This window comes from Roseateles sp. FW301-B2 (assembly GCF_058788955.1).
Window position 1 is genome coordinate 1 of sequence record NZ_JBYTBE010000006.1, and the last position, 24,800, is coordinate 24,800.

Sequence of the window (24,800 nt, forward strand, 5' to 3'; positions counted from 1 at the left end):
GCCCCCAGCCCCGCCGAGAGCACCGCCTTCATGCTGGCCAAGCTGCAATACCACGCCGATGCCTGGGACGTGGCCGAGGATCTGCGCGCCGGCCTGGCCGACATCGTGGTGATCGACACGCGTGCCGAGGCCCTGTATGCCGCCGGCCATGTGCCGGGCGCGCTGAGCCTGCCGCATCGCCGGATGGACGCCGCCTCCACCGCGGGCCTGGACCGCACCAAGACCTATGTGACCTATTGCGACGGCATCGGTTGCAACGGCTCGACCAAGGGCGCCTACAAGCTCGCCGCCCTGGGTTTTTCGGTCAAGGAGATGCTGGGCGGCCTGGACTTCTGGCGCCGCGACGGCCACCCGCTGGCCACCGGCAGCGCGCCCGGCTCGATGCGGGACGCGCAGCTGCTCGAGTGTGGCTGTGCCTGAGCGCGGCGCGCGAGCCTACATGCCCGCGCTCAGCGGCAGCCGCAGCTGTTTGGCCAGGGCCATCGCCGCTCCGCCGTAGTGGGCCTGGCGGTAGCCCAGGCGCCGCAGCTGGCCCAGCGCCAGCTCGGCGCGGGCGCCGCTGGCGCAGTAGACGATCAGCGGCGTCTGCGGGTCCGGCGCCAGCTCGTGGATCATGACGTCGAGCTTGGGCAGCGGCAGACAATGCGCGCCCGGCAGATGGCCTTGCATGTACTCGGCATAGGAGCGCACGTCGATCAGCAGGGCCTGCTCGGGCAGGGCGCTGGGCGGCTCCGCGGGGCGTTCGCCCGGCCCCTCCGGCGGGATGTCCATCTGCGCTTCGATGGGTAGCAGTCCGGTGTTCCAGTTCATGGCGGCCTCCTTCGTGGCGACGGTTCCGTTTTACGCCAATTTCGCTCCGACCGCGAGTCGCAGGGCCTTCGGTGCGGCGCTGCTATCCTGACTCCCGTCATGCAGGAACTCGCCGCTTTGTTGTCGCAGCATGGCCTGCTGGCCGTCGCTATCGGGGTCTTTCTCGAACAGATCGGCGCGCCCTTGCCGTCCACGCCCCTGCTCATGCTGGCCGGCGCGCAGGCGGTGGCGAATGCCGGTTTTGCGCTGCAGTCCCTGCTGCTGGCCACGCTGGCGGCGATGCTGGCCAACACGCTGTGGTTTTATGCCGGGCGCCGGCTCGGGCGGCGCGTGCTGTCGACGCTCTGCCGTATCTCGATCTCGCCCGACAGTTGCGTGCGCCAGAACGAGGCGAGCTTTGCGCGGCGCGGCGCGCGCACGCTGCTGATCGCCAAGTTCGTGCCGGGGCTGTCGGTGCTGGCGCCGCCGCTGGCCGGCGCCCTCGGCATGCCCTTGCGCAGCTTCATGCTTTTCAATCTGGCCGGTTCCCTGCTGTGGTCGGCCACGGGCATCGGCGTGGGCTGGCTTTTCAGCCGCCAGATCGAGCGCCTCCTGGCCGGGCTCGGCGAGCTCGGCAGCGCCGCGCTCTGGGGCGTCTTGGCCCTGCTGCTGGCCTACCTGGCCTGGCGGCTCTGGCGGCGCTGGCGCAACCGGCGCGAGCTGCTGCGCTTCGAGCGCATCGACGCGGCCGCGCTGGCGGCCCTGCTGGCGCAAGGGCCCGACATCGTGGTGCTGGACGTGCGTGCCAGCTTGCCCGGCATGCCGGCGCCCGGTCGCATCCCGGGCGCGCGCCCGCTCGATCTGGGCCGGCTGCAGCAAACCGACCTGGCCCAATGGCCGGCGACGGCCGAGTTCTTTACCTACTGCGCCTGCCCTCAGGACGCCTCGGCCGTGCGCGCCGCCGTCTGGCTGCGCCAGCAAGGCCGTCGGGCGCGCGTGCTGCGAGGCGGCATCGAGGCCTGGGTCCGCGACGGGCAGGCGCTCGAAGGCGGCTGAGTCCGCGAGCCCCCTGCCTCGCGGCCTGCTTACATGCTGCGGCGGTACTGCCCGCCCACCTCGAACAGCGCCGAGGTGATCTGGCCCAGCGAGCAGACGCGCACCGCGTCCATCAGCACCTCGAACACGTTCTGGTTCGCGATCACGGCCTGCTGCAGGCGCTGCAGCATCGCGGCGCTGGCGCCGGCATGGCGCTCATGGAAGTCGTGCAGGCGCTGCAGCTGGCTCTGCTTCTCGTCGTCGGTGGAGCGCGCCAGCTCGATGGTCTCGGGCACGGTGTCGCCATGCGGGTTGCGGAAGGTGTTGACGCCGATGATGGGGTACTCGCCGGTGTGCTTGAGCATCTCGTAATGCATGCTCTCTTCCTGGATCTTGCTGCGCTGGAAGCCGGTCTCCATCGCACCCAGCACGCCGCCGCGCTCGGCGATCTTCTCGAACTCGGCCAGCACCGCCTCTTCCACCAGCTCGGTGAGCTCGTCGATGATGAAGGCGCCCTGTGAGGGGTTCTCGTTCTTGGCCAGGCCCCACTCGCGGTTGATGATGAGCTGGATCGCCATGGCGCGGCGCACGCTTTCTTCGGTCGGCGTGGTGATGGCCTCGTCGAAGGCGTTGGTGTGCAGCGAGTTGCAGTTGTCGTACACCGCGATCAGCGCCTGCAGCGTGGTGCGGATGTCGTTGAACTGGATCTCCTGCGCGTGCAGCGAGCGGCCCGAGGTCTGGATGTGGTACTTGAGCTTCTGGCTGCGCTCGTTGGCGCCATAGCGGTCGCGCATCGCCACCGCCCAGATGCGGCGCGCCACGCGGCCCAGCACGGTGTACTCGGGGTCCATGCCGTTGCTGAAGAAGAAGCTGAGGTTGGGCGCGAAGTCGTCGATGTGCATGCCGCGCGCCAGATAGGCTTCCACAAAGGTGAAGCCGTTGGAGAGCGTCAGCGCCAGCTGGCTGATCGGGTTTGCGCCCGCTTCGGCGATGTGATAACCGCTGATCGAGACCGAGTAGAAGTTGCGCACGTTGTGGTGCACGAAGTACTCGGCGATGTCGCCCATCACCTTGAGGCTGAACTCGGTGGAGAAGATGCAGGTGTTCTGGCCCTGGTCTTCCTTCAGGATGTCGGCCTGCACGGTGCCGCGCACATTCGCCAGCACCCAGTCCTTGATCTTGGCGGCCTCGTCGGCGGTGGGCTCGCGGCCGTTGTCGGCCTTGAACTTGGCGAGGTTCTGGTCGATCGCGGTGTTCATGAACATCGCCAGGATCGAGGGCGCGGGCCCGTTGATGGTCATCGACACCGAGGTGCTGGGGCTGCAGAGGTCGAAGCCGTCGTACAGCACCTTCATGTCGTCCAGGGTCGCGATGCTGACGCCGGAGTTGCCCACCTTGCCGTAGATGTCCGGGCGCGGATCGGGGTCGTTGCCATACAGGGTCACCGAGTCGAAGGCGGTGGAGAGGCGCTTGGCCTCCATGCCCTCGCTCACCAGCTTGAAGCGGCGGTTGGTGCGGAAGGCATCGCCCTCGCCGGCGAACATGCGTGTGGGGTCCTCGCCCTCGCGCTTGAAGGCGAACACGCCGGCGGTGTAGGGGAAGCTGCCGGGCACGTTCTCCAGCAGCAGCCACTTCAGCAGCTCGCCATGGTCCTCGTAATGCGGCAGCACCACCTTGCGGATCTTGGTGCCGGACAGGCTGGTGGAGATCAGGCTGGTGCGGATCTCCTTGTCGCGGATCTTCACCACGTACTCGTCGCCGGCATAGGCCTTCTGCATGTCGGGCCACTGGGCCAGCAGCTTGCGCGCCGCGGGGTCGAGCTGGCCCTCGCGTTCCTGCGCCAGCTCGTTCAGCGCGTCGCGGGCGCGGTGCTTGTCGGGGTTGGCTTGCAGCAGCATGCGCGAGCTGCCCCAGAGCTGCTGGATCTCGCGCGCCAGCGTCGCCTGCTGGCGCGCGCGCTTCTTGTAGCCGCGCACCGCATCGGAGATCTCGGCCAGGTAGCGCACGCGCGCGCCCGGCACGATGGGGGTCTGGTTGGTGCTGTGGCGGGTGTGCACCAGCGGCAGGCGGGCCTCGCCAAACTGCAGGCCCAGCTCGGCCAGGCGGCCCTTGAGCGCCTGGTAGAGCGCGGTCACGCCGTCGTCGTTGAAGCGGCTGGCCATGGTGCCGAACACCGGCATCTCATCCGGCTTCTTGCCCCAGGCCTCCTTGTTGCGCTGCACCTGCTTGGCCACGTCGCGCAGCGCATCGGGCGCACCCTTGCGGTCGAACTTGTTGATGGCCACGAACTCGGCGAAGTCCAGCATGTCGATCTTCTCGAGCTGGCTGGCGGCGCCGAACTCGGGCGTCATCACATACATGGGCACGTCCACATGCGGCACGATGGCGGCGTCGCCCTGGCCGATGCCCGAGGTCTCCACCACGATGAGGTCGAAGCCCGCCAGCTTGGCCGCGGCGATCACGTCCGGCAGGGCCTTGGAGATCTCGCTGCCGAAGTCGCGCGTGGCCAGGCTGCGCATGAAGACGCGCTGGCCGTTCTTCCAGGGGCCGATCGCATTCATGCGGATGCGGTCGCCAAGCAGCGCGCCACCGCTCTTGCGGCGCGAGGGGTCGATCGAGATCAGCGCCACGCGCAGCGCGTCGCCCTGGTCCAGGCGCAGGCGGCGGATCAGCTCGTCGGTGAGGCTGGACTTGCCGGCGCCGCCGGTGCCGGTGATGCCCAGCACGGGGGTCTTGATGTCCTTGCTGGCGGCCTGCAGCGCGGCCACCAGGCCGGCCTCGGCCTTGCCGTTCTCCAGCGCGGTGATGAGCTGGGCCAGCGCGCGCCAGGCGGCTTCGTCATGGCCCTGGATGGCTTCCAGTTGCTTGGGCGCGTGCACCGAGAGATCCTGGTCGCAGCGCATCACCATCTCGCCGATCATGCCGGCCAGGCCCATGCGCTGGCCGTCCTCGGGGCTGAAGATGCGCACGCCATGCTCGGCCAGATCGCGGATCTCGGCCGGCACGATCACGCCGCCGCCGCCGCCATAGACCTGGATATGCTCGCCGCCGCGCGCCTTCAGCAGCTCCACCATGTACTTGAAGTACTCGACATGGCCGCCCTGGTAGGAGCTGATGGCGATGCCCTGCGCGTCTTCCTGCAGCGCGGCGGTGACGACCTCGTCCACCGAGCGGTTGTGGCCCAGGTGGATGACCTCGGCGCCCATGCCCTGGAGGATGCGCCGCATGATGTTGATCGCCGCGTCATGGCCATCGAACAGGCTGGCCGCCGTCACGAAACGAACCTTGTGAGTGGGGCGGTAGTCGGCGAGGGCCTTGTACTCGGCGGACAAATCGGTCATGGCGTGTCTCCAGCGGGCAAAGCAGCGGCAATGCCCGGTTCTATCAGCAAAGGTAGGCGGATTCTAGAGGCTGATTGACGTTTACGTAAACGTCAATTGGCGCGATCACGTCAGCCCGGGGCAAGGGCTATGACCTATAGGCGGGCTTTGGGGGCCCACCTAGCATGCGCCGCACCTGAGGAGAAGCCATGCGACCCGATGCCCGATTGAACGCCCCCAAGCCCCTGAACCAGCTGGCCGCCGCCGGCCTGGCCCTGTTGTTGTCGCTGGCGCCGCTGGGCGCCGCGCAGGCCGCCGAGGCCCCCGCCGCCGCCGCGGCGGCCGCGGCCGTGCAAACCACCTCGGCCGGCCATACCTTCACGCCGGCGGATGGCTTCGCGCTCGGCCGCGAGGGTGCCCTGCTGCGCCTCACCGCGCCCGAGGGCGACGCCCAGCTGGCCATCATCGATGTGCCGCAGGCCAACAGCGCCGAGGAGGCGGTGGCCCAGGCCTGGGCCCTGGCCCATCCCGGCTTCAAGCGCACGCTGCGCCTGGCCACGCCGCGCCCGCCGCGCAGTGGCTGGGAGGAGCAGCGCGTGTTTGACTACGAGACCTCGCCCAACGAGCGCCTGTCGGTGCAGGCGATCGCGCGCCGCGCCGGCACGGCCTGGGTGGTGGTGACCCTGGAGGCCGCCGACGCCACGCTGGAAAAGCGCGGCGCCCCGATCGGCAAGATGCTCACCAGCCTGCGCCCCAAGGGCTATGAGCGCGAGAGCTTTGCCGGCCGCAAGCCCAAGCCCCTGGATGCCGAGCGCATTGCCGCGCTGCAGGCCTTCGTCGCCAAGGGCATGCAGCAGCTCGACATCCCGGGCGTGGGCTTCAGCCTGATCGATGGCAGCAAGGTGGTGTTCGAGGGCGGCCTGGGTGTGCGCCAGCTCGGCAAGCCCACGCCGGTGGACGCCCACACCCTCTTCATGGCGGCCTCCAACACCAAGGCCATGACCACCGCCCTGCTGGCCCAGGCGGTGGATGCCGGCAAGCTGCGCTGGGATCAGCCCGCCGCCCAGGCCTACCCGGGCTTCAGGCTGGGCGACGCGGAGGTGACCAAGCAGGTGCTGATCAAGCATCTGGTGTGCGCCTGCACCGGCCTGCCGCGCCAGGACCTGGAATGGCTGTTCGGCGACGGCCGCGCCGCGCCGACCACCAGCTTCGAGCAGCTCAGCGTGATGAAGCCCACCAGCCAGTTCGGCGAGGTGTTCCAGTACAGCAATCTGATGGTGGCGGCGGGCGGCTATATCGCCGCGGCGGCGCTGGCGCCCGGCCAGGAGGTGGGCGCCGCCTACGACCGGCTGATGGCCGAGCGCCTCTTCAAGCCCCTGGGCATGCTGAACACCACCTTCGATTACGCCAAGGCGCTGGGCGGCAACCACGCCGAGCCGCATGGCGACGACCTGCAGGGCCGCACCCAGCCGGCGCGCATGGACCTCAACTACACCATCGTGCCGGCGCGCCCGGCCGGCGCGGTGTGGACCAGCCCGCACGACTTCAGCCGCTATGTGCTGATGGAACTGGGCCGTGGCCGCAGCCCCGAGGGCCAGCAGCTGGTATCCGAGCAGAATCTGCTGGCGCGCTACCAGCCGCAGATCATGGTGGGCGAGGACAACGTCTACGGCATGGGCCTGTTCATCAACAAGCAGGATGGCGTCACCGTGGTGAGCCATGGCGGCGACATGCTGGGCTTCCACAGCAATATGTTCTGGCTGCCCGAGTTCGGCATCGGCGGCACCATCCTCACCAACTCGGACTCCGGCGTGCTGCTGCGCGGTCCCTTCCTGCGCAAGCTGCTCGAGCTGGTGTTCGAGGGCAAGCCCGAGGCCGACGAGCGCCTTCGCCTGGCGGCCGAGAACCGCAAGGCCGAGGCGGCCAAGAATCGCGAGTTGCTCACCATGCCGGTGCCCAAGGCCGTCGCGGCCACGCTGGCGGCGCGTTATGCCAGCCCGGCGCTGGGCAGCATCAAGGTCAGCCAGCAGCGCGGCCAGGTGTTCTTCCAGTTCGACCACTGGAAGAGCGAGGTGGCCCTGCGCAAGGCCGAGGACGGCACCCAGTCCTTCGTCACCATCGATCCCGGCATCGGCGGCATCGAGTTCGTGCGGGGCGATGGCAAGGGCCCGCGCGCGCTGATCCTGCGCGATGCGCAGCATGAGTACCGCTTTGTAGAGGCCGCCGCGGGCAAAAGGATGGCGGCGGCCAAGCCCTAGAGCCGGGCAACGTCGGGCGGCGCGCCGCCGAGCCAGGCGCGCGCAAAGCCCTGGCGCGCCAGGGACTCGGCCTTCGCGTCGCCCTTGCGCTTGTAGACCTCCGCAAGCCCGGCCAGCGCCCAGCCATTGCTGCGCACGCGGGCCAGCGAGTCGCGCAGCGCCTGCTCGGCGGCGTCGAGCTTGCCCTGGCGCAGATAGACCGAGCCCAGCGACTGGCGGATCGGGTAGTACCAGTAGGGCGGCTCCATATAGGCGAGCGCGTCTTCGATCGCGACCGCCTCCTCATAGGCCTTGGCGGCCCCGGGGAGGTCGCCGCGCGCATCCGCGAGGCGCGCGCTCGCAACCAGGCGCGCGGTCTGCACGATCTCCTTGCCCGGCACGCCCCAGTCGGCGTAGGGCTTGAAGTCGGCCCGCTGCTCCAGCGCGGCGATGGCGTCGATCTCGCGCTGGGCGCCGCCCATGTCCTGCTTCGCCGCGAGCGCGAGCGCGCGCGCGTAATGCGCCAGCGCGGCCACCAGCAGCTGCTCCTTCGGCGGCAGCTTCAGGGCGAGGATTACCTCGGGCGCGCTGAAGAGCGCGTGCGCCAGGTAGGGCGCGGCCTTGATGGGTTCCAGCACCGCGAACTGCGCGATCACCGCGTCGGACAGCGACGCATCGAGCTTGGCCGCCGCTTCGATCGCGGTCGGGCCGTCACCTCCCATCTGCGCCGAGACCAGCACGAAGTGGATGTTGTGCGGGTAGTAGGCCGAGCGGTACATCGGGTCCGACGGTGAGCTGCGGAAGTACTGCTCGTCCACGGCCATGGCGCGCTTGTTGATCTCCAGCGATTCCTTGTAAAGGCCGACGCGGTAGTAGATGTGGGCCGGCATGTGCACCACATGACCCGCACCCGGCATCAAGGCGGCCAGCCGGCGCGCATGCGGCAGCGCGCGCTCGGGCCTGGTCGAGGCCTCGACCGCGTGGATGTAGAGATGGATCGCGCCCGCGTGCCTGGGGTTGCGCGCGAGCACCTTCTCCAGCACCGCGAGCAGTTCGCCCGCGCGGCCCTTGGGCTTGGCACCCGCCGCCTCCCAGTAGTCCCAGGGCTGGGTGTCCATGATGGCCTCGGCATAGAGCGTGAGGAGGGTGTCGTCGGCCGGGTACTGCGCGGCCACCGCCTTCATCGCCTCGGCGAAGGCGGCATCGAGCGCGGCGCGCTCGGCCTTCGGGTCGGGCGAGTAGCGCTGCTGCAGCGCCGCGATCAAGGCACGGTCCTTCGGCGGCGCGCCGGGGGCCAGCTCGACCGCCCTGGCAAGCGCGGCCAGGGCCGGCGCCACCGCCTCGGGCATCATCGGCGCGTTGATGTTGGGCCCGAGCACCAGCGCCTCGCCCCACCAGGCCATCGCGAGCTTGGGGTCGGCCTTTTGCGCCGCCTGGAAGGCGCGCTGCGCCTCGGCATGGTTGAAGGCGAAGGCCCAGCGCATGCCCTGGTCGAAATAGGCCTGCGCCTTCGCGTCGCGCGTGCCCACCTTGAGGGATAGCGTGCCCAGGTTGTCGTAGAGCGGCACCTCGCCGCTGGCCGCCTGCATCGGCTGCGGCTTGAAGGGCTTGGTCTCGCTCTTCGTCCCGGCCTGCGCCAGCACGAGCTGTTGAAGCAGCGGCGGGCGTCCGGCCACCGCCGGCGTGCAGAGCAGATTGCCAGGGTCGGAGAGCAGCGGATCGTAGGCACCGCTGCCTGCTGCCAGTTCGGCCGAGCCGAACAGGCTCGCCAGCGCGAAGCTCAGTGCGGTGAACTTCAGATAGGTGGGGCGTGCCGCTGCATCCATCGTCGTCTCCCATCGGCGCTTGAATGAAGGCCGAGTGAGCGATGTTGCGCGTCCTGCGGGCGCAAGTCCATAGCGCTTAGCTTCGAGGAGCGCTACCGCGGACGCGTGCAGCAGCAGATGCCCTGACAGGTCAGACCGTCAGCGGGCTGAGTCCGGCCATGAACAGTCCGGCGGACTGTTCATGGCTGACGAAGGGCCAAGCCATCGGCTTGGCTCGTACCCTTGGGCCCAAGTCCACGTGATCGGAATGGAGAACCGCTGAGCGGCTCGTCTCTGGGTCCGCATGCGCACGGGCATGTAACAAGGCCGTCTGTAGAGCGGCAGTCTGTTCTCTGTTCAGTTATTCAATACACCGGCGTGCACGACGGCCCTTGGCAAGGGTCAGGTCTTGATGAGGAAACTCCAATGCGACGGTGTTGTCGTGGCGGGAAGTCCCTGTAACTGGCTAGACGCCGTTTTCGCGCCTTCGGTGGTTTGAAAGGCATTCGGAGCGCCATACCCAGTAGTCAGAAAGGAGATGGTTCGCTGCAATGATTCTTTCAATGAGCTTTTCGAGGGAGTCAACTGAGAACTGCACATACTCTTGCAGCATTCCCTCTTTGGACCCCTTTAGCCGCACGAACGTGTAGCCCTCTTCGTCGGTACTGCTCCAATCCGCGTGCACGACGAGATTTCTCAATCTTGCGATTTCACCGAGTTCATGAACTAGCTCGAGGAAGAACTTAGGCTGATCTTCAAAGCACAGGTGGAAGTCATCGGAGAAGCGTTTGAACAGGTCCAGCTTGGCACTGAACATAAGCTTTTGGATCACGATGAGGCCAGGAGCATCGGTCCGATCTGAAACGATCTCGCAGATGAAGGAGTCGAGCGACTTCTCCACGGCATTGAAGTACATGACGACCAGGCCAATTAGCGGAAGAGACTCGTCTAGGTACGACTCTGCGCGTTCCTCATCCTCGATCTCATGCGACAAGTGCTGGACGAACTGTTTGGTTTTCGTTTTCATGACTCCGACATAGCCAGCAACGATGCCTAACGTTGAAGCTGCTCCGCGAGCGGCGGCTTTCCAACGCGAGTCGGCTTGAGCGACTGGTTAGGCCTTTCGCGATGCAAGCTTGCGACTACCGGCATTCTCAGCTCCACCAAAGACTCTCTTGTACCAATACATGCGAGGCACCTTGAACCAGTGCTCGTTCTTCGAATTGCAAAATTGCTGCAGCTGGGACATGTCAGCGTCGTAGCGGAAGAGCAGCGCGGCCAGCTCTCGAAGATTCTCGGCTGATATGACCTTCGAGCGGACAAATAGAGTGACTGGATCGAATTTTTCGATACACGGGATTCGCTGCACCCACTCAAAGAATGCGTCTTCGTCTTTGAACGAGTAGAAGACCACCTGAACGTCAATCGCAATCATCCAAAAGGCCTAACGTTGAAGCTGAGCCGCGAGCGGCGGCCTGCCGACGAGAGTCAGCTCGAGCGACTGGTTAGGCCTCTTCATTCGCGGAAATGTTGAATACATCGCGAGCCCTCCCAAGCAACTTATCGAACAACTTTGCGTGGTCATCGAATGCCTCCCTATCAACCGGTCTAAGGCACTCGACCGCAGACCGCAGCAGGAAGATTGTGAACACGGCCGTGAGCCTGAAATTCGCGTCGAAGGTCGTTGCTCCAAAGTGGGGACGCCTATTGATCGAGCCATCGAGGTTTCGCACATGACCCACGGAGTGGTCTGAGAAGCTACCGTGCGAGGAATTCTCATTAAGAAAGTCACGAAGAAACTTGAAGCTGCCGTTGATTCGCATCGCGCGCGCACCTGCGGCGGGGAGCTTGTTCTCCAGGGCTCGCCCCGCCTCGTCAGGAAACTTCTCAAGATAGTTCAAGAGCTCTATGTGCTCGACCAAGAGTCGGAGCAGAACACCACTCTCTTGACCATACCCATCGGTAATCAATCCGAGGGAGCAGACCGCGAAGTTCTTACCCTTGACAAGAGAAATACCACAGGCCGCAGCAAACGGATCTCCCGCTGATTGGCGTTCAAACGCGCCCAAGCAACCATCGATCTGTTCGAAGGCCTGCGAAACCACTCGGAGGCGTGACGGATGCTGCGTGGATAGATGGGCCAGTGCCAGTTCACGATTCGGCCACAGGAAGCTCTGGTGCATAGAGGTTTCAGGGGCCTAACTTGGTTGTAGGGCGCAGTTCTGCTGGATAACACCGGCAGCTGTCTCCCTAGCGTCGGACGTGTGGCCGCGCTGCAGGGCACGCCAGTCCTTGATTTCTTGGTGTTCGACTGTTAATTCGCACAGCATTATCAAGTTGCCAAATCCGACACCTTGTAAGTTTCGCCGCTCAGGCCAATTGCGGCCTAAGGGTATGCGCGTGCCGGAGCCGTTATGGCGAATGGCATGGATTGGAGGTGTGCATGTCTGGCACGTCTATCGCCCCACGGAGGGAAGCGCTCGTTCTGGCTCCGGCGCTGCCGCCACGGCAGCGCAGGCTGCTCATCCAGGGACGCCCGAGGATCCGGCTCCGCCGGTCCTACGGGCGTGCCAAGGCCAGAGGCCTTGGCCGTTGCCAGGCTCAAACAGTCCTCAGAACTGTTTGAGTCCGGGCAACGCCCCCTCGATGGCGCCGGCGCAGCCGGTAGGGGGTGGGCCGCTACCCCCCCTGCGCCAGCAGCGTCGCCACCTCGGCCGCCGAGCGCACGCCCAGCTTGGCGAAGACGCGGGCGCGGTGCACCTCGATCGTGCGCACCGAGACGTGCAGCTCGTCGGCGATCACCTTGTTGAGCTTGCCGGCGGCCACGCGCGCCATCACCTCGTGCTCGCGCTCGGTCAGGCTGGCCAGGCGCGCCTGGCGCTCGGCGGCCTGGGCGCCGTCGGCGCGCATCGCCGCGTCCACCGCCAGCGCCTGCTCGATGCGGTCGGCCAGGGCGTTGTCGCTGTAGGGCTTCTCGAGGAAATCGAAGGCGCCCTTCTTGAGCGCGTCCACCACCATGGGAATGTCGCCATGGCCGGTGAGGAAGAGCACCGGGTTGCGCAGGCCGCGCAGCAGCAGCTCGTCGTGCAGGCGCGTGCCGGCCATCGGCTCCATGCGCACATCGAGCAGGAACACGCCCTGCGGTCGCAGGCCCGCATCCAGCTGCGCCAGCAGCGCCGGCCCGCTGTCATAGGCCTGCACCTGCAGGCCGCGCGAGCGCAGCAGAAAGCTCAGCGCATCGCGCACATCGGCATCGTCGTCAACCAGATAGACCTTGGCTTCAGTCGTCATGAGAGAGCTCCGCGGCCTCGGCATGCAGAGGCAGGCTGAAGGAAAAACGCGCGCCGCCGCCGGGCGCCTCGCCGGCATCCAGCACGCCATGGTGGGCCTCGATGATGGAGCGGCAGATCGCCAGGCCCATGCCCATGCCCTCGCGCTTGGTCGAGTAGAAGGCCGCGCACAGCGTCTCCACGCCCAGGCCGCCGAGGCCGGGGCCGTTGTCCAGCACGTCCACGCGCACGAAGCTGAGCGCCTCGCCGGCGATCAGGCGGCTGTGGATCTCGATGCGGCGCGGCCGCTGCTGCGCATCAAGCGGCTGCGCCTGCAGGGCGTCGGCGGCATTGCGCACCAGGTTGATCACCACCTGCTCCACCAGCACCGCATCGGCCAGCACCGCGGGCAGGGGATCGGCCAGCTGCAGGCTCAGCTGGATCTGGCCGCGCTGCAGCTCCTTGCGCAGCAGCTCCACCGCGGCCGTGATGACATCGTTGAGCGCGCATTCCTCATGCTGGGGCTCGCGCCGGGTGAGGAACTCGCGGATGCGCTGCACCACCCGCCCGGCCTGGGCGGCCTGCTGGCCCAGGCGCTGCAGCGCGCCCAGCACCAGGCCATCGTCCACGCCCAGCTTGGCGAGCGAGTTGATGATGCCGGCGTTGTAGCTGGCGATCGCGGTGAGCGGCTGGTTCAGCTCATGGGCCAGGGTCGAGGCCACCTCGCCCAGCATGGTGAGGCGGGCGTTGTGCGCCAGCGTCTCGACCTGGCGCCGCTCGCGTTCCTCCAGGCGCTTGCGCGCGGTGATGTCGACGATGGAGCCCATCCAGCCGACCTGCCGGCCCGCGGCATCCACCAGCGGCGACTCGAACACCATCACGTCCAGCAGATGGCCGTCGCGGTGGCGCCAGCGCGCCTCGTAGCCCTCGCGCGGCGCGTGGCCGGCCAGGTTGCGCTGGTTGCGCTGCATCACCTCGTCGAGGGTGTCGGGCGGCCAGTAGGGCATGGGCGGTGACAACCCCACCAGTTCGTCGGCGCGCAGCCCCACCATGTCGCAGAAGGTGCGGTTCACGTACAGCAGCTTGCCTTGCGCATCGCGCGCGCGCAGCGCCACCAGGGCCGAGTCTTCCATCGCGCGGCGCCAGGCCGCCTCGGTGCGCCAGGCCGCTTCGGCGTGCCGCACCTGCCGCACCTGCCGACGCAGCAGCCAACTGGCCACCGCGATCAGGGGCAGGAAGCCGGCGATCAGCACCCAGGCCAAAGGCTTCAGCGTGATGCTGCCGGGCTCGCGCAGCGTCAGTTCCAGGGCGGCGTCGCTGAGCGCGGCCTCGGTCAGCGGGCCGGCGCGCAGGGGGCCGACGAAGGCGACGCGGTAGCTGAGCCGCGGCCCCTGCGCCATGCGGCCCGGGCCCTCGGCGCTGGAGGCGATCACCTGGTCGGCGCTGTCCACCATCTGTACATCGTATTTGCGTGCCAGCCACCATGGGATGCCGCGCTTGAGCAGCAGCGAGGGGGCGTAGCGCACCACCAGGGTGCCGCCCTCGCCGCGCGCGCCCACCGGTGCCACCAGGTGCAGCGAGAGGCCATCCTCGGCCATCGTCGGCCGCTCGGCGCCGGACTGCGGCACCTGGGCCAGCACGCGGTTGCGGCCGTCCAGCCAGGTGGCCGAGAGCCACAGCCGGCGCAGGCCGGCGTTGACCTCGGGGCGCGCCGCCAGCGCCTCGCTGCCGGGCTGCACCGCCTGCAGCGCGGCGGCCAGCAGATGCACCTGTTGGAGCTCGGCGTCCAGGCGCGCGCGCAGCTGGGCCTCGGCGCTGAGCGCGTCGGAGATCAGGGTGAGGCGTTGCTGCTCGAGCTCCTCGGCGTCGTTGGCGCGCACCCAGGCCAGCACGCCGGCCACGAACAGCAGCGAGAGCGCCAGCGGCAGCGCCCAGAGCGAGGCCCGCCAGGCGCGGCGCAGGCGCGAGGGCGGGGCGGCCGAGGGGGGGGTGGCAAGCATGGCCGCAGTCTACGGACGGCGGCGCCCCAGAACGCGGCGCCGATGCACAAATGTGGAACTCCACAACTACCCGGCGCGGAGCCGGCTTCGCACAATCGCCCCAAAGCGGCTTGCGCATCAGCCTGCCGACCATCCACCAGGAGACTGCCATGACACCACGCTTCACCGCCCTGACCCGCTGCATTTCCCGCCGTTTGCTGTTGGGCGCCGCCCTGGCCCTGCCGCTGGCGGCGTTGGCCCAGGCCCCCATCGTGATCAAGTTCAGCCATGTGGTGGCGCCCGACACGCCCAAGGGCAAGGGCGCGCAGCGCTTCAAGGAGCTGGCCGAGCAGCGCACCGGCGGCAAGGTCAAGGTGGAGCTGTATCCCAACAGCCAGCTCTACAAGGACAAGGAAGAGCTCGAGGCCCTGCAGCTCGGCTCGGTGCAGATGCTGGCGCCCTCGCTGGCCAAGTTCGGCCCGCTGGGCGTGAAGGAGTTCGAGGTCTTCGACCTGCCCTTCGTGTTCAAGGACACCGAGGCCTTCCGTGCCGTCACCGACGGGCCGGTGGGCGCCGAGCTGTTCAAGAAGCTGGAGCCCAAGGGCATCAAGGGCCTGGCCTACTGGGACAACGGCTTCCACATCATGAGCGCCAACAAGCCCCTGCATGCGGTGGCCGACTTCAAGGGCATGAAGATGCGCATCCAGTCCAGCAAGGTGCTGGACGCGCAGATGCGCGCACTCGGCGCGATCCCGCAGGTGATGGCCTTCAGTGAGCTCTACCAGGCGCTGCAGTCGGGCGTGGTGGACGGCACCGAGGGCGTGGCCTCCAACTTCTACACCCAGCGCATCTACGAGGTGCAGAAGCACATCACCCTCTCCAACCACGGCCACCTGGCCTATGCGGTGATCGTCAACAAGAAGTTCTGGGAGGGCCTGCCGGCCGACATCCGCGGCCAGCTGGAAGGCGCGATGAAGGAAGCCAGCACCTATGCCAACGCGATTGCCAGCACCGAGAACGCCTCGGCCCTGACTGCCATCAAGAACAGCGGCAAGTCCACCATCTATCTGCCGTCTGCGGCCGAGCTGAACGAGTGGAAGAAGGCGCTGATGCCGGTGCACAAGGAGATGGAGTCGCGCGTCGGCAAGGCCACCATCGAGGCGGTCTACAAGGCCACCGGCTTCACGGCACCCAAGTAATCACCATCAGCCCGCGCAGACGGAGCCCCGCATCATGCTCAATCGCATCCTCAACCACCTGGAGGAATGGCTGATCGCCTTCCTCATTGGCGCGGCCACGCTGGTGATCTTTGCCGCCGTGGTGCACCGCTATGCCTCCGGCATTCCGGTGATCCAGGACTACACGGTGCAGATCAATATGAGCTGGGCCCAGGAGCTTTGCATCTTCATGTTCGTGTGGATGGCCAAGTTCGGCGCCGCCTATGGCGTGCGCACCGGCATCCATGTGGGCGTGGACGTGGTGCTGCGCAAGCTCAGCGGCAAGCCCTACCGCGCCCTGGTGGTGGTGGGCCTGCTGGCGGGCGCGCTCTTCACCGGCACGGTGGCCACGCTGGGCGGCAACTTCGTCTGGCATATGTCCGAGACCGACCAGACCTCGGCCGACCTCGAGATCCCGATGTGGTGGGTCTATCTGTGCGTGCCGCTGGGTTCGTCGCTGATGTGCTATCGCTTCCTGCAGGTGGCCTGGAGCTTTCTGCGGACCGGCGAGCTGCCGCACCACGACCACAGCCATGTGGACGGCCTTGAAGACGCCGGCCCCGTCTGAGCGGAGACCCAGAACATGAATGCCTCCATCATCTTCGTCTTGCTCATCGTGCTGATGCTGACGGGCATGCCCATCAGCATCTCGCTGGGCCTGACCGTGCTGACCTTCCTCTTCACCATGACCGACGTGCCCGTGCAGTCGGTGGCGCTGAAGCTCTTCACCGGCATCGAGAAGTTCGAGATCATGGCGATCCCCTTCTTCATCCTGGCCGGCAACTTCCTCACCCACGGCGGGGTGGCGCGGCGCATGATCCGTTTCGCCTCATCCATGATCGGCCACTGGCATGGCGGCCTGGGCCTGGCGGGCGTGATGGCCTGCGCGCTGTTTGCCGCGGTGTCGGGCTCCTCGCCCGCCACCGTGGTGGCGATCGGCTCGGTGATCCTGCCGGCGATGGTCAAGCAGGGCTTTCCCAACAAGTTCGGCGCCGGCATCCTCACCACCTCGGGCTCGCTGGGCATCCTGATCCCGCCCTCGATCGCGATGGTGATGTACTCGGTCTCCACCAACACCTCGGTGGGCGCGATGTTCATCGCCGGCGTGGTGCCGGGCCTGATGCTGGCCGCGGCGCTGGGCTTCACCACCTGGCGCATCGCCCGCAAGAACAACTACCCGCGCCTGCCCAAGGCCAGCTGGGGCGAGCGCTGGACCGCCTTCCGCGAAAGCGTCTGGGGCCTGATGCTGATCGTGGTCGTGATGGGCGGCATCTACAGCGGCATCTTCACGCCCACCGAGGCCGCCGCCATGGCCGCCGTCTACGCCTTCGTGGTGGCGGTCTTCATCTACAAGGACTTGGACCTCAAGCGCCTGCCAAAGGTGCTGCTGGACTCGGCCAGCATGAGCGCGATGCTGCTCTACATCATCACCAACGCGGTGCTGTTCAGCTTCCTGATGACCAGCGAGGGCGTGCCCCAGGCCATGGCCGACTGGATGATCAACCAGGGCTTCGGGCCGGTGGCCTTCCTGCTGGTGGTCAACATCCTGCTGCTGCTGGCCGGCAATGTGATGGAGCCCTCGTCCATCATCCTGATCCTGGCGCCCATCCTGTTCCCGGTGGCCATCAAGCTGGGCATCGACCCGATCCACTTCGGCATCCTGATCGTGGTGAACATGGAAGTGGGCATGTGCCATCCGCCGGTGGGCCTGAACCTCTACGTGGCCTCGGGCATCACCAAGATGGGCATCAGCGAGCTGACCGTGGCGGTCTGGCCCTGGCTGCTCACCATGCTGATCTTCCTCGGCGTGGTGACCTATGTGCCCAGCATCTCGCTGTGGCTGCCGCACCTGCTGATGAAGTGAGCCGGCTCGCACGCCCTCACATGAAGGCGTGCAGTTCCAGGAAGATCAGCCTCCGGTGGTCCAGCGCGTTCTGCGGGATGCCCTGGTAGCGGCGCAGCCCGCCGCGCAGCTGCAGGAAGGGCAGGGGCGTGTACTCGTACACCAGGCTGAAGCGGGCCTTCTGGTCCTCGCGCACGTGGCGGTCGGGGTCGTAGCTCTCGGCGCTGAACTTCAGGTTGTGGCCGCGGCGCCAGCCCCAGTTGAGCTCGGCCAGGCCGGCCATCAGGCGGCGCCGGCCCTCCGGGTAGCCGTCGTCGGCGATCAGGTCCAGCTCGCCCAGCAGCACCAGCGGGCCGAGCCGCCAGCCGCCGAAGCCGGCCAGCACGCTGCGGGCGCCGGCCGCCGAGCTGAGCCGCACGCCGCCCAGGCCGATGCGGCCCTCGCTGCCCAGCCAGACCAGCTGGCCGGTCCATTGATGGCCCGCGTCCGTGCCGGCGTTGCCCGGCCCCTTGCTATAGGCCAGCTGGGCCGACCAGCCCGGCCGCTCCAGCCCCAGCTCGACGCCCTTGTCGGGCGTCGTCATGCCGATGCCGCTGACCTCGCGCACCAGGCTGCTGGCGTCCTGCAGGCGCCAGCCCAGCGGCAGGTAGAACTGCCCGGCCTTCAGATAGGCGCCCGCATGGCTGAGCCGCAGATAGGCTTCCTGCCGCTGCGCGGCGCCCGGCGCCAGCTGCTCGTCCAGAGAGACGCTCAGCCAGTCGGGTAGCAACAGCAGGTCGGCATAGAGACGCAACTGATCGAGGCCCTGGCGGCTCTGGCTGGCCTGCCCCGGCACGCTGATGCGCGACCAGCTGTCGCGCAGATCGGCGCCCATCCGCAGGCGCGTGCCGATGCTGCCGCTCCAGTCGGGCCAGCTGTCCGGCAGTTCATGGGCGGCGAGCATCTTCTGGGCGAAGGCATTGCCCAGCGCGTTGCGCAGCCCGCCGCCGGTGGCGTTGACATGGCAGGCGCTGCAGGTCCAGCCCTGCCGCAGCGCCAGATAGGGTTCGGCGCGGGCCGGCCCCTGCAGTGCCGCCAGGGCCAGCAGGGCGAGCAGGGCCAGCGCCCGCAGCAGGATGCGCTTCATCGTCATCATGTTCCCCGTTGGGCACCGTTTGCGATCCATTGCCGCAGCGGCGCCATGGTGTCGGCATCGAGATAGGGCCCACCCAGCGGCATGCGCGCACCCACCGCGGCATGGCCCTCCAGCTTCTGGATCAGATAGCTGTGATCGGGGTCGCCGGGCGCCACCCGCAACACCCCGGGAGACTCGGTGCTGGCCACGCCCACCAGCATGGCGTAGCTGTTGGCGGCGTCCAGGCGCAGGCCCTGCGGTGCCGCGCCACCGGCATGGCAGACGCTGCAGATGGGCGTGAACACATGCTGCTGGATGGCGCCGAAGTCGGCGCTCAGCGGCGCGCCGCTGCCGCCGCCGGGCGCGAGCGGGCGGCCGTTGGCGTCCAGCCCTTCGCCGCTGCCGCCGCATGCCGCCAGCAGGGTCGCCAGCATCGTGGCCAGCGGCAGGGATCCTCTTGGCATGGGCAGCTCCTCGGCGTGATTGGCGGTAAGTGCCAGCGCGGCGGCCCCGGGGTTCAGTGCGCGCGCAAATGTTTTTGTTGCCGCAATGAACCCCGCAGGCGGCTGGCGGCACTTACCGCACCAAACATCATCGGCAGGAGCTCAGCGATGAACCTGAACATGCATGGCTCACTCATCCGGCCGCGGCCCTGGCAAGTACTCGGCCTGCTGCTGGCCTGCGGCCTCGCCGCTTGCGGAGGAGGAGGCGGCGGCGACAGCAGCATGCCGCCCCCACCGCCGCCGCCACCCCCGCCCACGCTGACGTTGGCGGTGCAGCCCGGCAGCATCGTGCTGGGGCAAAGCGCACAGCTCACATGGAAGTCCAGCGACGGCACCTCCTGCACCGCCAGTGGCGGCTGGTCGGGCACGGAGCCGGCCAGCGGCAGCCAGGCGGTCACGCCCAGCAGCGTCGGCGCCGTCGTCTACACGCTGATGTGCGCGGGCGCCGCCTACACCGGCAGCAGCACGCAGTCGGCCACCCTCACGGTGAGCGCGCACAGCGCCTATTCGAACACCCTGCTGGTGGCGAATGCGGCGGGCGGCAACGCGCAGTCCGTCGACAGCCACCTCGTCAACCCCTGGGGCCTGGCGCTGGGGCCCACCTCGCCGATGTGGGTGGCGAATGCCGCCACCGCCAGCTCGACCATTTACGACGGCAATGGCAAGGCCCAACCGGTGGCGACGCCGCGCGTGGTGGCGCTGGCGCCCAGTGCCGGTGGGGCCGCCTTCAGCCCCACCGGCATGGTCTTCAACGGCAGCGCGGACTTCGTCGTCGCGGCCGCCGGCAAGTCGGCGCCGGCCGCCTTCATCTTCGCGGGCGAGGGCGGCATGATCGCCGGCTGGGCCGCGAGCGTGGACGGCACGCATGCGCTGACCATGTTTGCCGACACCGGCGGCGCGGTCTACAAGGGCCTCGCGATCGCCAGCAACGGCAGCGCCAACTACCTCTACGCCGCCGATTTCGCCAAGGCCAAGATCGATGTGTTCGACGCCAGCTACCAGAAGCAGGCGCCCAGCGCGGGCCGCTTTGCCTTCAGCGACGCCAATCTGCCCGCGGGCTATGCGCCCTTCGGCATCCAGGCGATCAAGAACGGCGCCGGCGGCAGCACCCAGCTCTATGTCAGCTATGCCAGGCAGGGCGCGGCCGGCAGCATCGACAACGTCAACGGTGCCGGCCTCGGCCTGGTGAATGTGTTCGATGCCAATGGCGTGTTCGTCAGGCGCCTGGTCGACGTCGGCGGCGCGCTCAATTCGCCCTGGGGCATGGCGCTGGCGCCGGCCGACTTCGGCACGCTCAGCAACGCCCTGCTGGTGGGCAATTTCGGTGATGGCCGCATCCATGCCTACGACCCCGCCAGCGGCACCTTCGTCGGCACCCTGGGCGACGCCGCGGGCGTGGCCTTTGCCCTGCCCGGGCTGTGGGGCCTCACGTTCGGCAACGATGCCAGCAACCAGCCGCACAACACGCTGTTCTATGCCGCCGGCGTGAACGACGAGAGCGGCGGCGCCTATGGCCGCATCGACCTGGGCGCCACGCCGCCGGTGCTCAATGTGCCGCCGGTGGTGAGCCTGACGGTGCCCACCGGCAGCCTCGCCGGCACGGTGACGCTCAGTGCCACGGTGCAGGATGCGCTGCGCATCAGCAAGGTGGAGTTCTTCGCCAATGGCAGCCAATCGCTGGGCGTGGCCACCAGCTCGCCCTACACGATCAGCTGGGACACCACCCTGATCGCCGATGGCAGCGCCGCCATCACCGCCACCGCCACCAATGTCAACAACGCGGTGGGCAGCTCGGCCGCGGTGAACGTGACGGTGGCCAACCACGCGCCGGCGGCGCCGACCCTGACGCAGCTCCAGCAACAGGTGTTCACGGCGCGGTGTTCCGGCTGTCACGACGGTTCGCAGCCGGCCGGCGGTGCCTTGCCCGGCTCGCAGAACCTGAGCGCCGGCAGCAGCTTCGCGGCGCTGGTGAACGTGGACAGCCTGGAGCAGCCGAGCCTGAAGCGCGTCAAGCCCGGCGACGCCGCCAACAGCTACCTGATACGCAAGCTGGAGGGCGGGCCCGGCATCAGCGGCGCGCGCATGCCCTTCGGCGGCCCCTATCTGGACGCCGCGACGATCGAGCAGATCAAGGCCTGGATCGCGGCCGGTGCGCCCAATAACTGAGCGCCCATAATCGGACCCGATGCTTTTGGGGCGCTGCATGGCCGTAGGGAGTTCTGCGCTGGGGGTGGGGCTGCTGGCACTGGCCGCCGTGCCGGCTGTCGCGCAGCCCTTGCTGGGTGGTTCGCTGCTGCTCACCAACGAGAGCGTGTTTCGTGGCGTGCTGCAGGCGCGCGGCCGGCCCACCCTGCAGGCCGATCTGCATGCCGGCCTGCCCGGGGGCTGGTTCGCCGGCCTCTGGGCCTCGGCCGCGACGCGCGCGCCGTCCAACCTCAGCAACCATGAGCTCAATCTCTACGCCGGCCTGGGCCTGACGCTGCCGCGCGGCTGGGCCGCGGCGCTGCGCTATGTGCATTACCGCTATGCCGACGCGTCGGTCTATGGCCGGCCGGACGCCGACGAGCTCTCGGCCAGCCTGCGCTTCGAGGACCGCCTGAGCCTGAGTGTGGGCCTGGCGCCGAACGCCGGGCGCCGCGCCGACTACGGCCTGGTCCAGCGCCAGGCGACGCGCGCCTACGAGCTGGTGGCGCGGCAGCCGCTGGGCTGGACGCCGGCCGGCCCGCTGGCGCTGACCGCCTCGCTGGGCCATTACGACACCAGGGCGCTGCTGGGCGAGTCCTACCGCGCCTGGGATCTGGGCCTGGCCGCCCAGTTCGGGCGCGCCGAGCTGAGCCTGGCGCGCATCGACAGCAGCGCGGCGGCGCGCCGCTTGTTCGGCGTGAATGCCGCCCAGGGGCGCTGGGCGCTCAGCGCCGCCTGGAAATTTTGAGGCGGGCGATTGAACCGTGGCGCGCCTGGCGGGTACTCATGGCGGGCGTTGCTGATGAGATGGCGGAGCAAGGAGGTCGGAGCGTGCATGTGCTGGGTGAACCCAAAGGCCTGTTGCCGGAGCCCGGCGGCCTGGGGGCGGACGACGCCCATGACCTGGCCTTGCTGCGGCGCGTGGCGGCCGGCGAGCGCAGCGCGCTCGAGGAGCTCTACACCCGCTATCACCGCCGGCTGGCGCGCTTTCTGACGCGCGTGACCCTGCGCTACGAGCTGGCCGAGGAAATCATCAACGACACGCTCTGGATCGTCTGGCAGAGCGCCGGCGAGTTCCGCGCGGCGTCGCGCGTCTCCACCTGGATCGTCGGCATCGCCTATCGGCGCGCCCTCAAGACCATGCGCCATGCCAGCGTGCGCCCGCATGCGACGGCGCTGGACGAGCCGATCGAACAGGAGGACCCGGCCAGCGAGTTCGAGCGCCGCGAGCTGCTGGACCGCGCGCTCGCCACCCTGCCCCTGGAGCAGCGCCTGGTGCTGGAGCTGACCTATTACCTGGGCCACAGCTGCGAAGAGATTGCCGTCATCACCGACTGCCCGGTCAACACGGTGAAGACGCGCATGTTTCACGCGCGCCGCAAGCTGCGCCAATTGCTGCCGGATCTGTCGGGGCAGAAATGAGGATATCGCGATGAAGCAAGCCCGCGAAACCGCCACCTGCAGGAGCGAGCTGGCGCAACTGCTGCCCTGGCATGTGAATGGCACGCTGCCGGAGGGCCAGGCCCGGCAGCTGGCGGCCCATCTGGAGCAATGCCCGGCCTGCCGCCAGGAGCTGCGCGCACAGCAGCAGCTGCGCGGCCTGATGCGCGCGCCGGTGCAGCTGGAGTACGCGCCGCAGGCGGGCCTGCGCAAGCTGATGCAGCGCATCGATGCCGAGGCCAAAGCCGTGCATCCCGCCCGCGCGCCGGCGCCCGCCAGGCCCTGGCTGGCCGGCCTGGCGGCGCTGCGCCGGCCGCGTGGCCTGGTGGCCTGGCTGAGCGCCGCGGTGCTGGTGCAGGCGCTGGCCCTGAGCCTCTTGCTGGGCCTGACGCTCTGGCGGCCCGATATGGCGGCGCTGGAGGCCGCGCCGCGCTACCTGACACTGAGCTCGCAGCCGGCCGGCGAGGCGCGCCTGCGCGTGCTGTTCGCGCCCAGCCTCAGCCTGGCGGAATTGCAGGGCCTGCTGCAGGCGCATCAGCTGGTGGCGGTAGCGGGGCCCTCCGAGGCCGGTCTGTTCACCCTGGCGCTGCGCGGCAGCCCGTCCACGCCCGAGGCGCTGGCCGCGGTGCTGGCGCGCCTGCGTGCCGACCCGCGCGTGCGCTTTGCCGAGCCGCTGGCCGCGGCGCCGCGATGAGTGCGCGCCTGCTGCCGGCCCTGCTGGCCCTGCTGCTGGCGGCATGCGCTGCGCTGCGCCCGGCGCCACAGCTACCGATGCCGATGCCGATGCCGGAGGCCGTGCCGCTGGGCGAGGCGGTGCTGGCGCAGCCGGAGCGTTATGTGGTCGTCACCGTGCACAACCTGGCGCTCAGCCCGCAGGGCTATGCCGGCTCCACCCCGCGCGGCTATGCGGGTGCCGGCGCCTACCGGGCCAGCAGCAGCGCGCTCGCGCTGGCGCGCGGCATTGCCGGCAGCCATGGCTTGCGCGAGGTGGCGGCCTGGCCGATCGAGCTGCTGGGCCTGCATTGCCTGGTGTACGAAATTCCCGCGGGCGCGCAGCGCGAGCAGGTGCTGGCCGCGCTGCAGCGCGATGCGCGCGTGGAGTCCGCCCAGCCCCTGGCCGGCCATGCGCTGCGTGGCGCGGACTACAACGACCCCTATGCCGCCCTGCAGCGCAATCTGCAGGACATGGGGGTGGCCGCCGCGCAGCGCTGGTCGCGCGGCGAGGGCGTGCGCATCGCGGTGGTCGACACCGGGGTGGACCTGGCCCATCCCGACCTGGGCCGCCGGCTGGTCGCCGCCGATCTGGTGGCCGATGGGCGCGCGCCCGCCGAGGTGCATGGCACGGCGGTGGCCGGCGTGATCGCGGCGCAGCCCAACAACGGCATCGGCATTGCCGGCATTGCCCCCGACGCCCGGCTGCTGAGTCTGCGCGGCTGCTGGGTCAACGGCGCCGGCCAGGGGCAGTGCAACAGCTTCACGCTGGCGCAGGCCCTGATCGCCGCGCTGCATGCCAAGGCCGATATCGTCAATCTCAGCCTCGGCGGGCCGGACGACGCGCTGCTGCGGCGCATCGTCGAGCGCGGCCTGCAGCATGGCACCGTGTTTGTCGGCGCGGTGCCGCCCAGCGGCCGGCGCGAGGGCTTCCCGACCGGCATTGCCGGCGTCATCGCGATCGACGCGCTCGAGCATGGGCGCGATCCGGCGCCGGGCGTGCTGTATGCGCCGGGCGTCGATGTCTTCACGCTCGCGCCGGGCGGCCATTACGACGCGATCTCGGGCAGCTCGATCGCGGCCGCCCAGGTCAGCGGTATTGCCGCCCTGCTGCTGGCGCGCCGACCCGGCCTGGCCGCACCCGAGCTCGAGCGCCTGCTGCGCCAGTCCATGCCCGCCGCCACCGCCGCGGGGCGGCGGCCGGTGCATGCCTGCGCGGCGCTGCGCAGCCTGCTCGCCCAGGGCGCCCAGGGGCACTGCCCCGAGCTCGACGCCGCCGTCGCCGGCGGGCACTGAAGCGCGGCGGCGCTGCCGCCCGCCATGCCTTGATCTCCCGCAATGCTGAAGGTTGGCA

Annotated in this window: 21 protein-coding genes; 11 read left to right on the top strand and 10 right to left on the bottom strand. The window is 68.7% G+C overall.

Annotation, left to right across the window (positions count from 1 at the left end; genetic code table 11):
• On the top strand, nucleotides 1-420 hold a 420-nt coding region (locus tag AC3WQY_RS05960; protein ID WP_492706634.1), incomplete at its 5' end, for a rhodanese-like domain-containing protein.
• Nucleotides 421-435: 15 nt separating this feature from the next.
• On the opposite strand, the gene AC3WQY_RS05965 is transcribed toward AC3WQY_RS05960, so the two are convergent.
• Nucleotides 436-810, bottom strand: a complete 375-nt coding sequence (locus tag AC3WQY_RS05965) for a rhodanese-like domain-containing protein (protein ID WP_285233860.1) — start codon at nucleotides 808-810, stop codon at nucleotides 436-438.
• A 99-nt stretch (nucleotides 811-909) separates the two neighbouring features.
• Between AC3WQY_RS05965 and AC3WQY_RS05970 the strand changes: the two genes are divergently transcribed.
• Nucleotides 910-1,845, top strand: a complete 936-nt coding sequence (locus tag AC3WQY_RS05970) for a VTT domain-containing protein (RefSeq protein WP_492706636.1) — start codon at nucleotides 910-912, stop codon at nucleotides 1,843-1,845.
• 29 nt (nucleotides 1,846-1,874) lie between these two features.
• On the opposite strand, the gene icmF is transcribed toward AC3WQY_RS05970, so the two are convergent.
• Nucleotides 1,875-5,165 carry a fused isobutyryl-CoA mutase/GTPase IcmF gene (icmF, locus tag AC3WQY_RS05975; RefSeq protein WP_492706638.1) on the bottom strand — a complete coding sequence of 1,097 codons (3,291 nt, stop codon included), beginning with the start codon at nucleotides 5,163-5,165 and terminating at the stop codon, nucleotides 1,875-1,877.
• A 188-nt stretch (nucleotides 5,166-5,353) separates the two neighbouring features.
• On the opposite strand from icmF, the gene AC3WQY_RS05980 reads away from it, so the two are divergent.
• Nucleotides 5,354-7,402 carry a serine hydrolase domain-containing protein gene (locus AC3WQY_RS05980; protein WP_492706640.1) on the top strand — a complete coding sequence of 683 codons (2,049 nt, stop codon included), beginning with the start codon at nucleotides 5,354-5,356 and terminating at the stop codon, nucleotides 7,400-7,402.
• Here the strand turns inward: AC3WQY_RS05980 and AC3WQY_RS05985 are convergent.
• The 6 genes from AC3WQY_RS05985 to AC3WQY_RS06010 all read right to left on the bottom strand — a co-directional run bounded on the left by AC3WQY_RS05985 (nucleotide 7,399) and on the right by AC3WQY_RS06010 (nucleotide 14,455).
• The gene (locus AC3WQY_RS05985) at nucleotides 7,399-9,207 is read right to left on the bottom strand and encodes a tetratricopeptide repeat protein (protein WP_492706642.1); all 1,809 of its coding nucleotides are present in this window, start codon (nucleotides 9,205-9,207) and stop codon (nucleotides 7,399-7,401) included. The genes AC3WQY_RS05980 and AC3WQY_RS05985 overlap by 4 nt on opposite strands.
• Before the next feature lie 445 nt (nucleotides 9,208-9,652).
• Nucleotides 9,653-10,213 (bottom strand): hypothetical protein, encoded by a 561-nt coding sequence (locus AC3WQY_RS05990; RefSeq protein WP_492706644.1) that lies wholly within the window; start codon nucleotides 10,211-10,213, stop codon nucleotides 9,653-9,655.
• Nucleotides 10,214-10,300: 87 nt separating this feature from the next.
• Nucleotides 10,301-10,621, bottom strand: a complete 321-nt coding sequence (locus AC3WQY_RS05995; protein WP_492706646.1) for a hypothetical protein — start codon at nucleotides 10,619-10,621, stop codon at nucleotides 10,301-10,303.
• Between the two features lie 70 nt (nucleotides 10,622-10,691).
• Nucleotides 10,692-11,369, bottom strand: a complete 678-nt coding sequence (locus AC3WQY_RS06000; protein ID WP_492706647.1) for a hypothetical protein — start codon at nucleotides 11,367-11,369, stop codon at nucleotides 10,692-10,694.
• Nucleotides 11,370-11,865: 496 nt separating this feature from the next.
• Nucleotides 11,866-12,477 (bottom strand): response regulator transcription factor, encoded by a 612-nt coding sequence (locus AC3WQY_RS06005; protein ID WP_492706649.1) that lies wholly within the window; start codon nucleotides 12,475-12,477, stop codon nucleotides 11,866-11,868.
• Complete coding sequence (locus AC3WQY_RS06010) at nucleotides 12,467-14,455, bottom strand: sensor histidine kinase (RefSeq protein ID WP_492706651.1); 1,989 nt, start codon at nucleotides 14,453-14,455, stop codon at nucleotides 12,467-12,469. Before AC3WQY_RS06010 ends, AC3WQY_RS06005 begins: the two co-directional genes overlap by 11 nt.
• 149 nt (nucleotides 14,456-14,604) lie before the next feature.
• Between AC3WQY_RS06010 and AC3WQY_RS06015 the strand changes: the two genes are divergently transcribed.
• Genes AC3WQY_RS06015 through AC3WQY_RS06025 form a run of 3 tightly spaced genes read left to right on the top strand, consistent with a single transcriptional unit; the run spans nucleotide 14,605 to nucleotide 17,515 of the window.
• Entirely contained in the window at nucleotides 14,605-15,633 is a 1,029-nt protein-coding gene (locus AC3WQY_RS06015; RefSeq protein ID WP_492706653.1) for a TRAP transporter substrate-binding protein, read from the top strand.
• A 34-nt stretch (nucleotides 15,634-15,667) separates the two neighbouring features.
• Complete coding sequence (locus tag AC3WQY_RS06020) at nucleotides 15,668-16,219, top strand: TRAP transporter small permease (protein WP_492706655.1); 552 nt, start codon at nucleotides 15,668-15,670, stop codon at nucleotides 16,217-16,219.
• A 15-nt stretch (nucleotides 16,220-16,234) separates the two neighbouring features.
• Nucleotides 16,235-17,515 (top strand): TRAP transporter large permease, encoded by a 1,281-nt coding sequence (locus AC3WQY_RS06025; RefSeq protein ID WP_492706657.1) that lies wholly within the window; start codon nucleotides 16,235-16,237, stop codon nucleotides 17,513-17,515.
• Nucleotides 17,516-17,531: 16 nt separating this feature from the next.
• Here the strand turns inward: AC3WQY_RS06025 and AC3WQY_RS06030 are convergent, their stop codons facing one another.
• Nucleotides 17,532-18,620, bottom strand: a complete 1,089-nt coding sequence (locus tag AC3WQY_RS06030) for a hypothetical protein (RefSeq protein ID WP_492706659.1) — start codon at nucleotides 18,618-18,620, stop codon at nucleotides 17,532-17,534.
• Nucleotides 18,621-18,625: 5 nt separating this feature from the next.
• Nucleotides 18,626-19,072 carry a hypothetical protein gene (locus AC3WQY_RS06035; RefSeq protein WP_492706661.1) on the bottom strand — a complete coding sequence of 149 codons (447 nt, stop codon included), beginning with the start codon at nucleotides 19,070-19,072 and terminating at the stop codon, nucleotides 18,626-18,628.
• A 147-nt stretch (nucleotides 19,073-19,219) separates the two neighbouring features.
• Here AC3WQY_RS06035 and AC3WQY_RS06040 point away from each other — a divergent pair, with 147 nt between their 5' ends.
• The 5 genes from AC3WQY_RS06040 to AC3WQY_RS06060 are packed head-to-tail and all read left to right on the top strand — an operon-like array spanning nucleotide 19,220 to nucleotide 24,742.
• Nucleotides 19,220-21,277 carry a TIGR03118 family protein gene (locus tag AC3WQY_RS06040; protein ID WP_492706663.1) on the top strand — a complete coding sequence of 686 codons (2,058 nt, stop codon included), beginning with the start codon at nucleotides 19,220-19,222 and terminating at the stop codon, nucleotides 21,275-21,277.
• A gap of 37 nt (nucleotides 21,278-21,314) precedes the next feature.
• The gene (locus tag AC3WQY_RS06045) at nucleotides 21,315-22,043 is read left to right on the top strand and encodes a TorF family putative porin (RefSeq protein WP_492706665.1); all 729 of its coding nucleotides are present in this window, start codon (nucleotides 21,315-21,317) and stop codon (nucleotides 22,041-22,043) included.
• A gap of 59 nt (nucleotides 22,044-22,102) precedes the next feature.
• Entirely contained in the window at nucleotides 22,103-22,717 is a 615-nt protein-coding gene (locus AC3WQY_RS06050) for an RNA polymerase sigma factor (RefSeq protein ID WP_492706667.1), read from the top strand.
• Between the two features lie 10 nt (nucleotides 22,718-22,727).
• Nucleotides 22,728-23,429 carry an anti-sigma factor family protein gene (locus tag AC3WQY_RS06055; RefSeq protein WP_492706669.1) on the top strand — a complete coding sequence of 234 codons (702 nt, stop codon included), beginning with the start codon at nucleotides 22,728-22,730 and terminating at the stop codon, nucleotides 23,427-23,429.
• Nucleotides 23,426-24,742, top strand: a complete 1,317-nt coding sequence (locus tag AC3WQY_RS06060) for a S8 family peptidase (RefSeq protein ID WP_492706671.1) — start codon at nucleotides 23,426-23,428, stop codon at nucleotides 24,740-24,742. Before AC3WQY_RS06055 ends, AC3WQY_RS06060 begins: the two co-directional genes overlap by 4 nt.
• Nucleotides 24,743-24,800 lie beyond the last annotated feature (58 nt).

What these genes read in the sequence shown, in the direction of transcription:
- AC3WQY_RS06040 (WP_492706663.1), top strand. Translation starts at nt 19,220, where the DNA reads ATGAACCTGAACATGCATGGCTCACTCATCCGGCCGCGGCCCTGGCAA.
- AC3WQY_RS06015 (WP_492706653.1), top strand. Translation starts at nt 14,605, where the DNA reads ATGACACCACGCTTCACCGCCCTGACCCGCTGCATTTCCCGCCGTTTG.
- AC3WQY_RS06035 (WP_492706661.1), bottom strand. Translation starts at nt 19,072, where the DNA reads ATGCCAAGAGGATCCCTGCCGCTGGCCACGATGCTGGCGACCCTGCTG.
- AC3WQY_RS05980 (WP_492706640.1), top strand. Translation starts at nt 5,354, where the DNA reads ATGCGACCCGATGCCCGATTGAACGCCCCCAAGCCCCTGAACCAGCTG.
- AC3WQY_RS06055 (WP_492706669.1), top strand. Translation starts at nt 22,728, where the DNA reads ATGAAGCAAGCCCGCGAAACCGCCACCTGCAGGAGCGAGCTGGCGCAA.
- AC3WQY_RS06045 (WP_492706665.1), top strand. Translation starts at nt 21,315, where the DNA reads ATGGCCGTAGGGAGTTCTGCGCTGGGGGTGGGGCTGCTGGCACTGGCC.
- AC3WQY_RS06050 (WP_492706667.1), top strand. Translation starts at nt 22,103, where the DNA reads ATGGCGGAGCAAGGAGGTCGGAGCGTGCATGTGCTGGGTGAACCCAAA.
- AC3WQY_RS05995 (WP_492706646.1), bottom strand. Translation starts at nt 10,621, where the DNA reads ATGATTGCGATTGACGTTCAGGTGGTCTTCTACTCGTTCAAAGACGAA.
- AC3WQY_RS05985 (WP_492706642.1), bottom strand. Translation starts at nt 9,207, where the DNA reads ATGGATGCAGCGGCACGCCCCACCTATCTGAAGTTCACCGCACTGAGC.
- AC3WQY_RS06060 (WP_492706671.1), top strand. Translation starts at nt 23,426, where the DNA reads ATGAGTGCGCGCCTGCTGCCGGCCCTGCTGGCCCTGCTGCTGGCGGCA.
- AC3WQY_RS06000 (WP_492706647.1), bottom strand. Translation starts at nt 11,369, where the DNA reads ATGCACCAGAGCTTCCTGTGGCCGAATCGTGAACTGGCACTGGCCCAT.
- AC3WQY_RS06010 (WP_492706651.1), bottom strand. Translation starts at nt 14,455, where the DNA reads ATGCTTGCCACCCCCCCCTCGGCCGCCCCGCCCTCGCGCCTGCGCCGC.
- AC3WQY_RS06025 (WP_492706657.1), top strand. Translation starts at nt 16,235, where the DNA reads ATGAATGCCTCCATCATCTTCGTCTTGCTCATCGTGCTGATGCTGACG.
- AC3WQY_RS05970 (WP_492706636.1), top strand. Translation starts at nt 910, where the DNA reads ATGCAGGAACTCGCCGCTTTGTTGTCGCAGCATGGCCTGCTGGCCGTC.
- AC3WQY_RS06005 (WP_492706649.1), bottom strand. Translation starts at nt 12,477, where the DNA reads ATGACGACTGAAGCCAAGGTCTATCTGGTTGACGACGATGCCGATGTG.
- AC3WQY_RS05990 (WP_492706644.1), bottom strand. Translation starts at nt 10,213, where the DNA reads ATGAAAACGAAAACCAAACAGTTCGTCCAGCACTTGTCGCATGAGATC.
- AC3WQY_RS06030 (WP_492706659.1), bottom strand. Translation starts at nt 18,620, where the DNA reads ATGAAGCGCATCCTGCTGCGGGCGCTGGCCCTGCTCGCCCTGCTGGCC.
- AC3WQY_RS05965 (WP_285233860.1), bottom strand. Translation starts at nt 810, where the DNA reads ATGAACTGGAACACCGGACTGCTACCCATCGAAGCGCAGATGGACATC.
- icmF (WP_492706638.1), bottom strand. Translation starts at nt 5,165, where the DNA reads ATGACCGATTTGTCCGCCGAGTACAAGGCCCTCGCCGACTACCGCCCC.
- AC3WQY_RS06020 (WP_492706655.1), top strand. Translation starts at nt 15,668, where the DNA reads ATGCTCAATCGCATCCTCAACCACCTGGAGGAATGGCTGATCGCCTTC.